This window comes from Pseudomonas sp. R19M (genome assembly GCF_050312585.1).
GTDB classification, from domain to species: Bacteria; Pseudomonadota; Gammaproteobacteria; order Pseudomonadales; family Pseudomonadaceae; genus Aquipseudomonas; species Aquipseudomonas palleroniana.
On record NZ_JBNPJV010000062.1, the window covers coordinates 102,406 to 116,082 of the forward strand.

Below are 13,677 nucleotides of genomic sequence, written 5' to 3' on the forward strand. Positions count from 1 at the left end.
ACGGTGCACACCACTCAGTGGGTGCGGGTAACTTTGCTCAGGTGACGCGGTTGGTCCGGGTCCATGCCCCGCGCCACCGCCAGGCCGGCGGCCATCACGTAAAAGCTCTGGATCGCCAGGATCGGGTCCAGGCTCGGGTGTTCGGCGCGACTCAGGGTCAGGTCGCGTTCGCCGATATCATCCGGCGCGGCCAGCAACACGCGGGCGCCGCGCTGGCGCATATCGGCGGCCAGGCTCAGCAGGCCGGCCTGTTCGGCGCCGCGGGGGGCAAACACCAGCAAGGGGTAGTTCTTGTCGATCAACGCCATCGGCCCGTGGCGCACTTCGGCGCTGCTGAAGGCTTCGGCCTGGATCGCCGAGGTTTCCTTGAGCTTGAGCGCGGCTTCCTGGGCGATGGCAAACCCGGCACCACGGCCGATCACCATCAGTTGCCGGCAGTCGCGCAGGGCGTCTATCGCCAGGCTCCAATCCTGCTGGGCGGCGGTACGCAGCTCGTCCGGCAAGGCGCGGCAGGCTTGCAGCAAAGCCTCTTCCTGGTTCCAGTGGCCGATCAGCAGCGCGCTGGCGCTCAAGGTGGCGATAAAGCTTTTAGTCGCGGCAACGCTTTGTTCCGGCCCCGCGCACAGCGGCACGTGGAATTCGCAGGCGGCCTCCAGTGGCGAGCCCTCGGCGTTGACCAGCGAGATGCTCAGGGCGCCGCGTTTGCGCAACAGGCGCAGGCTGTTGACCAGGTCCGGGCTTTGCCCCGACTGGGAAAAACCGAACGCCACCTGGCCGCTGACCTTCAATGGCGCCTGCAACAAGGTCACCACCGACATCGGCAACGACGCCACCGGGATACCCACGTGCTGCATGGCCAGGTAGGCAAAGTAACTGGCGGCGTGGTCCGAGCTGCCGCGGGCGATAGTCATCGCCACTTGCGGCGGCTGGCGGCGCAGGCGGCCGGCGATTTCTTCCAGCAGCGGATCCAGGCGCTGCAGTTGCGCCGCGACGGCGTCACATGAGGCCAGGGCCTCTTCAAGCATTTTTGAAGTCAATGGTTTCTCCTTCGACCATTACGTCGGTCAGATGCAGGGAGCGGTCCAGGCGCACGCAGTCGGCAAAACTGCCGGGTTGCAGGCGACCGCGTTCTTCCAGGCCCAGGTAGTCCGCGGGAAACTGCGACAGGCGTTGTGAGGCTTCGCTGATCGGCAGGCCGATTTTCACCAGGTTGCGCAGTGCCTGATCCATGGTCAGGGTGCTGCCGGCGAGGGTTCCGTCGGGCAGGCGCACACCGCCCAGGCATTTGGTCACGGTGTGGCTGCCCAGCTTGTATTCGCCATCGGGCATGCCGGCGGCGGCGGTGGAGTCGGTGACGCAGTACAGGCAGGGGATCGCGCGCAGGGCCACGTGCATGGCGCCGGGGTGGACATGCAGCAGGTCCGGGATCAATTCGGCGTACTTGGCGTGGGCCAGCGCCGCGCCGACGATGCCCGGCTCGCGGTGATGCAGCGGGCTCATGGCGTTGTACAAATGGGTGAAGCTGGTGGCCCCGGCGGCGAGGGCGGCGACGCCTTCTTCGTAGCTGCCCAGGGTGTGGCCGATCTGCATGCGTACGCCGCGCTCGCTGAGTGCGCGGATCAGCGCGTCATGCCCGGCGATTTCCGGGGCGATGGTGATCACGCGGATCGGCGCCAGGCGCAGGTAGCCTTCCACTTCGGCCATCAGCGCGGTGTGGGCGAAATTGGGTTGGGCGCCGAGTTTTCCTGGATTGATGTAGGGGCCTTCCAGATGTACGCCCAGCACTCGGGCGGCGCCTGTCGGGCGCTGCTCACAGAACGTGCCGAGCTGGCCAAGCACGCGGGAGATTTCGTCTACCGGCGCAGTCATGGTGGTGGCCAGCAGGGATGTCGTCCCAAATCGCACGTGGGTGCGGGTGATGGTCTCGAAGGCATAGCTGCCTTCCATGATGTCCGCGCCGCCACCGCCGTGTACGTGCAGGTCGATAAAGCCTGGTAGCAGGTACGGCAAATCGTTTTGCGCCGGGTCGCACGGCGTGCCTTCGACGGCGATCACCTTGCCGTGTGCGTGCACCAGGCGGCCGCGAATCCAGCCGCCGGGCGTGAGGATATTGTCTTCGGACATGGGCAGTTCTCTAAGGCCGCAACTCGGCGGCAAAGTCATACCTGCGCAGCTCGGCTACGAAGTCGTAGTAGTCGTTGCGGCAGTAGGTGTCGGTGATTTCAATCGGCGTGTTATCGGCGGTGTAGCCGACCCGAGTCATCAGCAGCATGGCGGTGCCGGGGGCAATGCCCACCAGCCTGGCGAACTCGTCCGATGCGTTGATCGCCTGGATATGTTGCAGAGCACGCACGATGGGTTTGCCGATGCCTTCGAGGTATTCGTACAGCGAATTGCCGATGGCCTGCGGTTGCGGCAGCACCGAGGCGGGCATCGCGGTCATTTCAATTGCCATTACGGTGTCATCGGCTTTGCGCAAACGCTTGAGGCGCGCCACTTTGTCGGTGGGCGACAGGCCCAGGCGGATCAGCTCTTCGTGGGTCGGCGGGGTGATTTCGCGTTCCAGCCATTGGGAGCTGGGCACAAAGCCCTTGAGCCTTAACATTTCGCTGAAGCCCGACAGGCGTGACAGCGGCTGCTCCAGGCGCGGGGTAATAAAGGTGCCGGAGCCCTGGCTACGGCGGATCAGGCCCTGGGCCAGCAGCACCTCCAGCGCTTTGCGGGCGGTGACCCGTGAGAGGCCCAATTGCTCGCTGAGGACGCGTTCCGATGGCAACGCCTGCTCGGATTTCCACTGGCCGGCATGGATCGCCGCTTCCAGGTTACGCGCCAGTTGCAGGTACAGCGGCGTGGATTGTTTGTCGTCGGGGCGCAGGGTCTGGATGGCATTCATCTGTCAGGTGTCCGATGCGGTTATTGGAGTGTTGTCGCCCGGTATCGGCCGGAAATTAATACCACTTAAATACCATGTCAATGCGTCAAAAACAGTGCAAACCACGGTTTTAAGGCCATGTAATGGGGCTTTGTATGAAGTGGTATTAGAGAGGTCTTTGCCACGTGCAGAACGGCGCAGCGCGGCGCGGTGAACTGGTATTCACCGGCAGGCGCTGTAGGGGGGCAGGATTTTTTTCGAATTATTTTACGAACGGTGCGAGATTACGGACGAATCTCGATCAGGGTGCCATCTTTGACCAGGTTCCAGACTTCGCGCATGTCTACGTTGCGCATGCCGATACAACCGTCGGTCCAGTCCAGCGTGTGGAACAACTGCTCCGGGTAGTCCTCGCTGTCGGGAGTGCCATGGATCATGATCATGCTGCCCGGTTTCACCCCTTCACGGCGGGCGCGGGCGGCGTCGCTGATGTTGGGGTAGGAAATGTGCATCGACAGGTTGAACTTGTCGCTGGTCTTGCGCCAGTCGATCCAGTAGAGGCCCTCCGGCGTGCGGCGGTCGCCCTCGATCAGCTTGGCGCCCTTGGGGTTGCGGCCCAGGGAAATGCGGTAGGTCTTGAGAGGCTTGCCGTCGTTGATCAACTGCAACTGACGGGCAGACTTGAGCACCAGGATTTTTTCGACCGGCTTGCCGCCGATGATTTCCACCGTGGAGGCCGAAGACAACGTAGCGAATGACAGGCAGATAACAGCGAGCAACCAACGCATTGAAACGGTTTCCATTGTGGACGATGCCGCCTTGAGTGTTATTTGGCCGGTGGCTTCATGGGCGGCACCGACTCGCTGCGCACCGGGAATACGTGTTGGCGGCGGTCAGCGAAGAAGCATTCTAAGGTACGCCCGACCGTGCGGAAAGCCAGCTCTGACCAAGGGATCTCGGCTTCATCGAACAGCTTCACTTCAAGGCTTTCGGGGCCTGCGGCAAAATCCAGGTCGAGCAGTTCGGCGCGGTAGAAGATATGCACCTGGCTGATGTGCGGCACATCGATCAGGGTATAGATGCACAGGTTGCGTACGCGAGCGCAGGCCTCCTCGAGGGTTTCACGCATGGCCGCCTGCTCCACGGTCTCGCCGTTCTCCATGAAGCCTGCGGGCAGCGTCCAGTAGCCCAGGCGCGGCTCGATGGCGCGGCGGCACAGCAGCACTTTGTCGCCCCACACCGGCACCGTGCCGGCGACGATATTAGGGTTCTGGTAGTGAATGGTCGAGCAGTGGTCGCATACATAGCGCAGGCGGCTGTCGCCTTCGGGAATGCGCTGGGTGACCGGTTTACCGCACTGGCTGCAGAAGTTCATGCTGGGGTTCCTGGAGAGTGGGCCTATCTTGGCTTGGCGGGCAGAGCCCTGCAAGTTGTCGTTTCGCGACATGCACCGGGTTTTGGGGTTGGGTGCCTGCCCGCTTTGGTGCATGATGCAAGGTAGCCAACAGACCGAGATGACTCATGCTGGACGAGCTACTTCGCCGGGTAAGCAATCACACTCCCCACACGCTTGAGACTGACGGGCGTTTCCCCGAGGCCGCCGTGCTGGTGCCGATTACCCGCAGTGACGAACCGGAGCTGATCCTGACCTTGCGCGCCAGCGGCCTGTCGACCCACGGCGGTGAAGTGGCTTTTCCCGGTGGGCGCCGCGATCCGGAAGACCCCGACCTGATCTTTACCGCGTTGCGCGAAGCCGAAGAAGAAATCGGCCTGCCACCTGGTCTGGTGGAGGTGATCGGGCCGTTGAGTCCATTGATTTCCCTGCATGGCATTCGGGTCACGCCCTACGTCGGGGTGATCCCGGATTACGTCGAATACCTGGCCAACGATGCCGAGATCGCCGCAGTCTTCAGCGTGCCCCTGGAGTTTTTCCGCCAGGACCCGCGCGAACACACCCACCGAATCGATTACCAGGGACGCAGTTGGTACGTGCCCAGTTACCGGTTTGGCGAATACAAGATCTGGGGCCTGACGGCGATCATGATTGTCGAACTGATCAACCTGCTGTACGACGACGCCCAGATCAGCCTGCACCAACCCCCCAAGAGTTTCATCAACACCTGAGCCACCGCTTGAGTGGCAACGCCGTGAGGACACACCATGAAATACCGCCTGGGCGAAGCCCGCGTCGAGACACATCCCCACAGCTGGGTGGCGCCCAATGCCACGCTGGTGGGCAAGGTCAAGCTGGAGGAGGGCGCGAACGTGTGGTTCAACGCGGTATTGCGTGGCGACAACGAACTGATCCTGATCGGCAAGAACAGCAATGTGCAGGACGGCAGTGTGATGCACACCGACATGGGCTACCCGCTGACCCTGGGCACCGGCGTGACCATCGGCCACAACGCTATGCTGCATGGCTGCACCGTCGACGACTACAGCCTGATCGGCATCAACGCGGTGATCCTCAATGGCGCCAAAATCGGCAAGCATTGCATCATCGGGGCCAACTCGCTGATCGGCGAAGGCAAGGAAATTCCTGACGGCTCGCTGGTGATGGGCTCGCCGGGCAAAGTGGTGCGTGAGCTGACCGAAGCGCAGAAACGCATGCTCGAAGCCAGTGCCGCGCACTATGTGCATAACGCGCAACGCTATGCGCGTGACCTGGTCGAGCAAGAAGAATGAACCCCGTTGAACGCCCCGTCGCCTCACCGTGCGTGAGCATTTGTGCGTTGGATGATGATGACATTTGCACCGGCTGCCAGCGCACCGTGGATGAAATCACCCGCTGGAGCCGCATGGACAATGCCGAGCGGCGGGTGGTGCTCGGGCTGTGCCATGAGCGGGCGAAAGCGAGTGGGTTGGTGTGGATGATGCCCGGCAAGTAGCATTTGTAGCCCGCTCGCCACGAGGGGTACTGTGAAGTACCCTGTGCGCCTTGTTCATAGGCTGACTTCCCATGCTTTTCCTGATCGCCTACATCAGCAGTGTCGTGCTGATCAACTTCGCCTTTTCCACCGCCCCGCACCTGGATGTCATCTGGTCCGCCTGGGGTGGCCTGGTGTTTATCCTGCGCGACATGGTGCAGACGCGCTTTGGCCATGGCGCGATCGTCGCCATGCTGGCGGCGCTGGTGCTGTCATATGTGACGTCCGACCCGGCGATTGCCCTGGCCAGTGCCACGGCGTTCGCGGTGTCCGAGTGTATTGACTGGCTAGTGTTCACCATCACCAAGCGCCCACTCCACGATCGCCTGTGGATAAGTTCGGCGCTGAGCATTCCGCTCGATACCTTTATTTTCTTCGGCCTGATTGGTGCGCTCACACCGGCAGTGGTGGGGACGGCATTGGTGTCGAAATTTGCCGGGGTCACGGTGGTGTGGCTGGTCATGGCGTGGCGCCTGCGCAAGCGTGCCGTCGCCAACTGAGGCCAATTTTTACAGTTCATGTAAAATGCCGGCCTTTCTCCCCATGATCCGCTCCCCTGAGGACCTGAGATGACCCGAATCGGAACTCCATTGTCGCCAACCGCGACCCGCGTTTTGCTGTGTGGCTGCGGTGAGCTGGGCAAGGAAGTGGTGATCGAGCTGCAACGCCTGGGCGTTGAAGTGATTGCCGTGGATCGCTACGCCAACGCGCCGGCCATGCAGGTCGCCCATCGCAGCCATGTGATCAACATGCTCGACGGCGCGGCCCTGCGCGCAGTGATCGAGGCGGAGAAACCGCACTTCATCGTGCCGGAAATCGAAGCCATCGCCACCGCCACCCTGGTGGAACTGGAGGCCGAAGGCTTCACCGTGATCCCTACCGCGCGTGCCACCTCGCTGACCATGAACCGCGAAGGCATCCGTCGCCTGGCCGCCGAAGAGCTGGACCTGCCGACCTCGCCGTACCACTTCGCCGATACCTTCGAAGACTACAGCAAGGCCGTTCAGGACCTGGGTTTCCCCTGCGTGGTCAAGCCGGTAATGAGTTCGTCGGGCAAGGGCCAGAGCCTGCTGCGCAGCGCTGACGACGTGCAGAAAGCCTGGGATTACGCGCAAGAGGGCGGGCGCGCCGGCAAAGGCCGCGTGATCATCGAGGGTTTTATCGACTTCGACTACGAAATCACCTTGCTGACCGTGCGCCACATCGGCGGCACGACCTTCTGCGCGCCGGTTGGCCATCGCCAGGAGAAGGGCGATTACCAGGAATCCTGGCAGCCGCAAGCGATGAGCCCGATTGCCCTGGCGGAGTCCGAGCGTGTCGCCAAGGCGGTCACCGAGGCGCTGGGTGGGCGTGGCCTGTTTGGCGTGGAGTTGTTCATCAAGGGTGATCAGGTGTGGTTCAGCGAAGTGTCGCCACGCCCCCATGACACTGGCCTGGTGACCCTGATCTCCCAGGACCTGTCGCAGTTCGCCCTGCACGCGCGCGCCATTCTGGGCCTGCCGATCCCGTTGATCCGTCAGTTCGGGCCTTCGGCTTCGGCGGTCATCCTGGTGGAAGGGCAGTCGACCCAGACCGCATTCGCCAACCTGGGCGCCGCACTGAGCGAGCCGGACACGGCGTTGCGACTGTTCGGCAAGCCAGAAGTGAATGGTCAGCGCCGCATGGGTGTGGCGTTGGCGCGGGATGAGTCGATTGAGGCGGCACGGGCCAAGGCGACCCGTGCTTCCCAGGCTGTCGTTGTAGAGCTGTAATCACGTACAGATCGTTCCCACGCTCTGCGTGGGAATGCCTTTTGTGACGCTCTGCGTCACGCTTTGGGACGCGGAGCGTCCCGGTCTGCATTCCCACGCGGAGCGTGGGAACGATCATCGACCGCATTCGCCAACCTGGGCGCCGCGCTGAGCGAGCCAGACACGGCGTTGCGACTGTTCGGCAAGCCAGAAGTGAATGGGCAGCGCCGCATGGGTGTGGCGTTGGCGCGGGATGAGTCGATCGAAGCCGCTCGGGCCAAGGCGACCCGTGCTTCCCAGGCTGTCGTTGTAGAGCTGTAATCGGGTACAGATCGTTCCCACGCTCTGCGTGGGAATGCCTCTTGTGACGCTCTGCGTCACGCTTTGGGACGCAGAGCGTCCCGGTCTGCATTCCCACGCGGAGCGTGGGAACGATCATCAGGCGACCTTGTTCAAGTCGTTATCCCGCGTCTCTTTCAGGCACAGCACCGCAATCAAGCTGAGCAGCGCCGCCGCCGAGACATACCCGCCGACATAACTCAGCCCGCCCATCGCCACCAGCTTGGTCGCGAAGAAGGGGGCGGCCGATGCGCCGACAATCCCACCCAGGTTATACGCCGCCGAAGCGCCGGTATAACGCACGCGGGTCGGAAACAATTCCGGCAACAGTGCGCCCATGGGGGCGAAGGTCACGCCCATCAGGAACAGCTCCAGCGCCAGGAACAGCGCCACGGCCCAGGTTGAGCCGTGGGTCAGCAGCGGCTCCATGGTGAAACCCGACAAAATCGCCAGGATCGCCCCGGCAATCAGTACCGGCTTGCGCCCATAGCGGTCACTGGCCAGGGCCGCCAGTGGCGTCGCCAACCCCATGAACAGCACGGCAAAGCACAACAGGGCGAGAAATGTCTCGCGGCTGTAGCCCAGTGTCGACACGCCATAGCTCAGGGAAAATGCGGTGGTGATATAGAACAGGGCATAACACACCACCATCGACGCGGCCCCCAGCAGTACTGGCGCCCAATGCTGGCTGAACAATTCCACCAGCGGCACTTTCACCGGGGCCTCTTTGGCCACGGCGTTGGCGAACACCGGGGTTTCGTGCAGCTTCAGGCGTGCATACAGGCCGACCATCACCAGCGCGGCGCTGAGGATGAACGGGATGCGCCAGCCCCAACTGCGAAATTGCTCGTCGCTCAGGCTCATGGCCAAAATCAGGAATAAGCCGTTGGCGGCCAGGAACCCAATCGAAGGCCCCAGTTGCGGAAACATGCCGAACCAGGCGCGTTTGCCTTTCGGCGCGTTCTCGGTGGCCAGCAACGCTGCGCCACCCCATTCCCCGCCAAGGCCAAGGCCCTGGCCGAAACGCAGCACGCACAACAGGATCGGCGCCCACGCTCCGATGCTGTCATAGCCGGGCAGCAAGCCAATCAGCGTGGTACACACCCCCATCAGCAACAAGGACGCGACCAGCGTGGATTTGCGGCCGATGCGGTCGCCAAAGTGGCCAAACAGCGCCGAACCCAGCGGGCGGGCGATAAAAGCGATACCGAAGGTCAGGAACGACGCCAGCATCTGTGCGGTGCCGGAGGTCTGTGGGAAGAACACCGGGCCGATCACCAGCGCCGCAGCGGTGGCATAGATGTAGAAATCGTAGAATTCGATGGCAGTGCCGACGATGCTCGCCGTGGCGACCCGTGCGGTCGAGTTGCTCGGGGCGGCGCTCGCGGCCTCGTTGTAGGTGGTGCTCATGGCAGTATCCCTGACAGTCATTGCGCGTTTGGACGCGGATTTTTATTGGTCGAACACCCAGGGTTCAGGGCAGTGCGCGGAGTGGCTCGGGATGGGAGCAAACACCGGTCAGACAGGATGGTGCGGTGCCTGGACGCGCTCAGTGCGGGTAGCACGCGGTCGGGCGGTGCTTGGATAAGCCGCCCGATTATAGGAAGGGGGTTGCAGTTCCAACAAGAGGGTCAGGCGGCGACCGGCACCCGGCTGGTGTGCCAGATCAGCACTTTGCTGACGCGGTTGTCCTCGGTCTCGAGGATTTCCAGGCGATAACGGCCGATTTTCAGGCACACCGCGCAGTCGGGAATGGTCTCCAGCGCTTCGGTCACCAGGCCGTTGAGGGTCTTGGGGCCGTCGCTGGGCAGGTGCCAGCCCAGGCTCTTGTTCAGCTCGCGGATCGAGGCGGCGCCGTCGATGATGTAGCGGCCGTCTGTCTGGGCTTCGATATGCGGGTTGTCCGAACTTTGCTCGCTTTCGAATTCGCCGACGATTTCTTCGAGGATATCTTCCAGGGTGACGATGCCCAGCACTTCGCCGTATTCGTCCACCACCATGCCCAGGCGGCGTTGCTGTTTGTGGAAGTTCAGCAGTTGCAGCTGCAGGGGCGTGCTTTCCGGTACGAAGTAAGGCTCATGGCAGGCGGCGAGCAACGCTTCCTTGGTCAGGCTGGCATCGGGCAACAAGTGCTGGATCTGCCGCGTGTTGAGCACGGCTTCGACCTGGTTGATGTCGCTGTGGAACACCGGCAGGCGGGTGTGCTGGGAGGTGCGCAGTTGTTCAATGATCTCTTCGGTCGAGTCGTCCAGGTTGATCCCGTCCACCTCGCTGCGAGGCACCAGGATGTCGTTGACCGTGATGTTGTCCAGCGCGTGGATACCCGGCAAGCCAGGCGTTCGGCCTTCGTCCGAGTCTGGTTGCGGCTCATCGTCATGCTCGGGCAACGGCTGGTCGCTGTTTTTTACCACGCCGGATTTACGCGCGAACGGGCGCAGCAGCAACAGGCTGATGCCATTGAGCAGCCAGGCCAGGGGGTAGAGGATTTTCAGGGGGATGCCCAGCAGCGCATTGCCAAACCCCAATACGGCCTGTGGCTGGCGGGTGGCCAGGGCGCGGGGCAGGTAGTCGGCGAGTATCAGCAACAGCGCGCAGGCAATCAGCCAGCCGAGCCAGGGGCCGTTCTGCGCCCAGGCGTAGATGGCCAGCAAGGTGCAGAGAATCACCACGCCAGCGCGGCACAGGCTGTTGCACAGGATCAGGCTGTTACGCGGGAAGCTCAGGCGGGCGGCGGCCTTGTCGCCCTGGCGTGTACCGGGGCGCAGGGCCAGCAGGTGCTGTTGTGCGGCTTCGATGGCGGTAAACAGCGCCGCCCATAAAATCAGCAGGGCGATTACCGCGAGCATCGGCCCCAGGGGCAAGTTGTCCATTTTTGCTGCCCGTCAGATATGCAGGATGTATTCGCGAACCAGCTTGCTGCCGAAATAGGCCAGCATCAGCAGGCAGAACCCGGCCAGGGTCCAGCGGATCGCCTTGTGCCCGCGCCAGCCAAGGCGGTTGCGCCCCCACAGCAGCACGCTGAACACCACCCAGGCCAGGCACGCCAGCAGGGTTTTGTGCACCAGGTGCTGGGCGAACAGGTTTTCGACGAACAGCCAGCCGGAGATCAGTGACAGCGACAGCAGCGTCCAGCCGGCCCACAGGAAGCCGAACAACAGGCTTTCCATGGTTTGCAGCGGTGGGAAGTTCTTGATCAGCCCGGACGGATGTTTGTTTTTCAGCTGGTGGTCCTGCAACAGCAGGAGCAGAGCCTGGAACACTGCAATGGTGAACATGCCGTAGGCCAGGACCGACAACAGGATGTGAGTCAGGATGCCGGGCCCTTCATCAATGACCTGCACGGTGCCGGTCGGCGTGAAGTGCGCCAGCAGTACCGTCAATGTTCCCAGCGGGAATAGCAGGACCAGCAGGTTCTCGACGGGAATGCGGTAGCACGCCAGCAGGGTCAGCGCGATGACGGCGGCGGCGATCAGGCTGGCGGCGCTGAAAAAGTCCAGGCCCAGGCCGACCGGTGTCATCAGGTGGATGAACAGGCTCGTGGCATGGGCCAGCAGGGCCAGGACGCCAAGGCCGACGAGCAGACGTTTGTCCGCTTTAGTGCCTTGGGCCAGACGAGTGCCCTGATAGAGGGTCGCAGCGGCGTACAAGATGGCGGCGGCGAGGCTGGGTAGCAAGCTGGGTGACAAAGGGAGCATAAATCCTGATAGACAAGCCCGAAAGGCGTTGAGTTTGGCATACCCCCGCGTTCCACGAAAGACTCCCGGGCCAGACAGCGGGTGTGCATGGGCGCAGTCTTCGCTATAATCCGCGATCTGCCCACGCCGCAGGCTCGCCGAGCGCTGTTTTTAATAGCGATTTATCACAGCCTGGGCTGCCATTACCTCGGTCTACCATTGCACTTCGATGAATAGGGCCTGAAAGGATCGCGCATGTTTGAAAACTTGACTGACCGTCTCTCGCAGACGCTGCGCCACGTTACCGGCAAGGCCAAGCTGACCGAGGACAATATTAAAGACACCTTGCGTGAAGTACGCATGGCGTTGCTGGAAGCCGACGTGGCCTTGCCTGTGGTCAAGGACTTCGTCAACTCGGTCAAGGAGCGCGCGGTCGGCACCGAAGTGTCGCGCAGCCTGACGCCGGGCCAGGCTTTTGTGAAGATCGTCCAGGCTGAACTCGAAAGCCTGATGGGCGCGGCCAACGAAGATCTGAACCTCAGCGCCGTGCCTCCGGCCGTTGTGCTGATGGCCGGTCTGCAAGGTGCGGGCAAGACCACCACCGCCGGCAAGCTGGCGCGCTTCCTTAAAGAGCGCAAGAAGAAGTCGGTCATGGTGGTGTCGGCCGACGTATACCGTCCGGCGGCAATCAAGCAGTTGGAAATGCTGGCGGGCGAAGTGGGCGTGACCTTCTTCCCGTCCGACCTGAGCCAGAAGCCGGTCGACATTGCTAACGCTGCTATTAAAGAAGCAAAACTCAAATTCATCGACGTGGTCATCGTCGATACCGCCGGTCGCCTGCACGTCGACGAAGAGATGATGGGCGAGATCAAGGCGCTGCATGCCGCGATCAACCCGGTCGAGACCCTGTTCGTGGTCGACGCCATGACCGGCCAGGATGCGGCCAATACGGCCAAGGCCTTCGGTGACGCGCTGCCGCTGACCGGTGTGATCCTGACCAAGGTCGATGGTGATGCCCGTGGCGGTGCCGCGCTGTCGGTGCGTGCCATTACCGGCAAGCCGATCAAGTTCATCGGTATGGGCGAAAAGAGCGAAGCGCTCGAACCGTTCCACCCTGAGCGTATTGCTTCGCGCATCCTCGGCATGGGCGACGTACTCAGCCTGATCGAACAGGCCGAAGCGACCCTCGACAAAGACAAGGCCGACAAGCTGGCCAAGAAGCTGAAGAAGGGCAAGGGCTTCGATCTCGAAGACTTCCGCGACCAGCTGCAACAGATGAAGAACATGGGCGGCCTTGGCGGCCTGATGGACAAGCTGCCGAACATCGGCGGTGTGAACCTGGCGCAGATGGGCAATGCCCAGGGTGCGGCAGAGAAGCAGTTCAAGCAGATGGAAGCCATCATCAACTCCATGACCCCGGCCGAGCGCCGCGACCCTGAGCTGATCAGCGGTTCGCGCAAGCGCCGGATCGCCATGGGTTCCGGCACCCAGGTGCAGGACATCGGTCGCTTGATCAAGCAGCACAAGCAGATGCAGAAGATGATGAAGAAGTTCTCCGCCAAAGGCGGCATGGCCAAGATGATGCGCGGCATGGGCGGTATGTTGCCCGGCGGCGGCATGCCAAAAATGTAAAAGTTTCGAGCGGGAGCGTGCTCCTGCTCCGACCCACAGGGACGTGGGATCTCCAGCAAACCCGCCATCGGCGGGGGCTGACTCGCCGTTTTAACCGACGGCTCTATAGCAGATCTGAATGGCACGCCGATAGGCGCCAGAAAAAGACATTTGCAAAAGTCCGGATATTCCTTAGAATATGCGGCCTTTCGGGCACCTATGCCCGCTGTGCATTTAGATTTGCAGCACCGACTACAGGAACGATGTTCACATGCTAACAATCCGTCTTGCCCTTGGCGGCTCCAAAAAGCGCCCGTTTTACCACTTGACCGTAACTGACAGCCGCAACCCACGTGACGGCTCTCACAAGGAACAAGTTGGCTTCTTCAACCCGATCGCTCGTGGTCAAGAAGTTCGTCTGTCCGTGAACCAAGAGCGCGTAGCCTACTGGCTGAGCGTTGGTGCACAACCATCTGAGCGTGTTGCTCAGCTGTTGAAGGACTCGGCTAAGGCCGCGGCCTGAG

At 62.2% G+C, this 13,677-nt stretch carries 15 protein-coding genes and 1 pseudogene; 8 read left to right on the forward strand and 8 right to left on the reverse strand.

All coding sequences use genetic code 11. The features are described 5' to 3' along the window. Positions 1–14: 14 nt before the first annotated feature. The 5 genes from ACQRBT_RS12930 to ACQRBT_RS12950 all read right to left on the reverse strand — a co-directional run bounded on the left by ACQRBT_RS12930 (position 15) and on the right by ACQRBT_RS12950 (position 4,247). On the reverse strand, positions 15–1,037 hold the full coding sequence (locus ACQRBT_RS12930; protein ID WP_104994728.1) for an SIS domain-containing protein: 1,023 nt from the start codon (positions 1,035–1,037) through the stop codon (positions 15–17). Further along, the gene (nagA, locus tag ACQRBT_RS12935) at positions 1,018–2,124 is read right to left on the reverse strand and encodes an N-acetylglucosamine-6-phosphate deacetylase (RefSeq protein WP_412046752.1); all 1,107 of its coding nucleotides are present in this window, start codon (positions 2,122–2,124) and stop codon (positions 1,018–1,020) included. Before nagA ends, ACQRBT_RS12930 begins: the two co-directional genes overlap by 20 nt. Positions 2,125–2,134: 10 nt before the next feature. Further along, on the reverse strand, positions 2,135–2,893 hold the full coding sequence (locus ACQRBT_RS12940; RefSeq protein WP_060754285.1) for a GntR family transcriptional regulator: 759 nt from the start codon (positions 2,891–2,893) through the stop codon (positions 2,135–2,137). A 263-nt stretch (positions 2,894–3,156) separates the two neighbouring features. Further along, the gene (locus tag ACQRBT_RS12945) at positions 3,157–3,660 is read right to left on the reverse strand and encodes a L,D-transpeptidase family protein (protein ID WP_060754284.1); all 504 of its coding nucleotides are present in this window, start codon (positions 3,658–3,660) and stop codon (positions 3,157–3,159) included. Between the two features lie 38 nt (positions 3,661–3,698). Next, positions 3,699–4,247, reverse strand: a complete 549-nt coding sequence (locus ACQRBT_RS12950; protein WP_060754283.1) for an NUDIX hydrolase — start codon at positions 4,245–4,247, stop codon at positions 3,699–3,701. Between the two features lie 146 nt (positions 4,248–4,393). Here ACQRBT_RS12950 and ACQRBT_RS12955 point away from each other — a divergent pair, with 146 nt between their 5' ends. From ACQRBT_RS12955 to purT (ACQRBT_RS12980), 6 genes and pseudogenes are all read left to right on the forward strand, one after another. Beyond that, complete coding sequence (locus ACQRBT_RS12955) at positions 4,394–4,996, forward strand: CoA pyrophosphatase (protein ID WP_060754282.1); 603 nt, start codon at positions 4,394–4,396, stop codon at positions 4,994–4,996. A 36-nt stretch (positions 4,997–5,032) separates the two neighbouring features. Beyond that, positions 5,033–5,557 (forward strand): gamma carbonic anhydrase family protein, encoded by a 525-nt coding sequence (locus ACQRBT_RS12960; protein WP_412046753.1) that lies wholly within the window; start codon positions 5,033–5,035, stop codon positions 5,555–5,557. Then, positions 5,554–5,760 (forward strand): DUF1289 domain-containing protein, encoded by a 207-nt coding sequence (locus ACQRBT_RS12965; RefSeq protein ID WP_412046754.1) that lies wholly within the window; start codon positions 5,554–5,556, stop codon positions 5,758–5,760. The genes ACQRBT_RS12960 and ACQRBT_RS12965 overlap by 4 nt, the downstream gene beginning before the upstream one ends. Before the next feature lie 71 nt (positions 5,761–5,831). Beyond that, positions 5,832–6,299: a VUT family protein gene (locus ACQRBT_RS12970; protein WP_090368762.1), complete on the forward strand. Its 468-nt coding sequence runs from the start codon at positions 5,832–5,834 to the stop codon at positions 6,297–6,299. Between the two features lie 69 nt (positions 6,300–6,368). Continuing rightward, entirely contained in the window at positions 6,369–7,550 is a 1,182-nt protein-coding gene (purT, locus tag ACQRBT_RS12975; RefSeq protein WP_054918313.1) for a formate-dependent phosphoribosylglycinamide formyltransferase, read from the forward strand. A gap of 120 nt (positions 7,551–7,670) precedes the next feature. After that, positions 7,671–7,850 (forward strand): annotated as a pseudogene (gene purT, locus ACQRBT_RS12980) (phosphoribosylglycinamide formyltransferase 2); the annotation flags it as partial. A gap of 117 nt (positions 7,851–7,967) precedes the next feature. On the opposite strand, the gene ACQRBT_RS12985 reads toward purT (ACQRBT_RS12980), so the two are convergent. The 3 genes from ACQRBT_RS12985 to ACQRBT_RS12995 all read right to left on the reverse strand — a co-directional run bounded on the left by ACQRBT_RS12985 (position 7,968) and on the right by ACQRBT_RS12995 (position 11,563). After that, positions 7,968–9,278 (reverse strand): MFS transporter, encoded by a 1,311-nt coding sequence (locus ACQRBT_RS12985; RefSeq protein ID WP_060754278.1) that lies wholly within the window; start codon positions 9,276–9,278, stop codon positions 7,968–7,970. Positions 9,279–9,499: 221 nt separating this feature from the next. Beyond that, complete coding sequence (locus ACQRBT_RS12990) at positions 9,500–10,738, reverse strand: transporter associated domain-containing protein (RefSeq protein ID WP_060754277.1); 1,239 nt, start codon at positions 10,736–10,738, stop codon at positions 9,500–9,502. Between the two features lie 12 nt (positions 10,739–10,750). Further along, positions 10,751–11,563, reverse strand: a complete 813-nt coding sequence (locus tag ACQRBT_RS12995; protein WP_060754276.1) for a cytochrome C assembly family protein — start codon at positions 11,561–11,563, stop codon at positions 10,751–10,753. A 234-nt stretch (positions 11,564–11,797) separates the two neighbouring features. Here ACQRBT_RS12995 and ffh point away from each other — a divergent pair, with 234 nt between their 5' ends. Next, on the forward strand, positions 11,798–13,174 hold the full coding sequence (gene ffh / locus ACQRBT_RS13000) for a signal recognition particle protein (protein ID WP_060754275.1): 1,377 nt from the start codon (positions 11,798–11,800) through the stop codon (positions 13,172–13,174). Positions 13,175–13,424: 250 nt separating this feature from the next. Continuing rightward, positions 13,425–13,676, forward strand: coding sequence for a 30S ribosomal protein S16 (gene rpsP / locus ACQRBT_RS13005; RefSeq protein WP_025854836.1), 252 nt, complete (start codon positions 13,425–13,427; stop codon positions 13,674–13,676). Position 13,677: the final 1 nt, after the last annotated feature.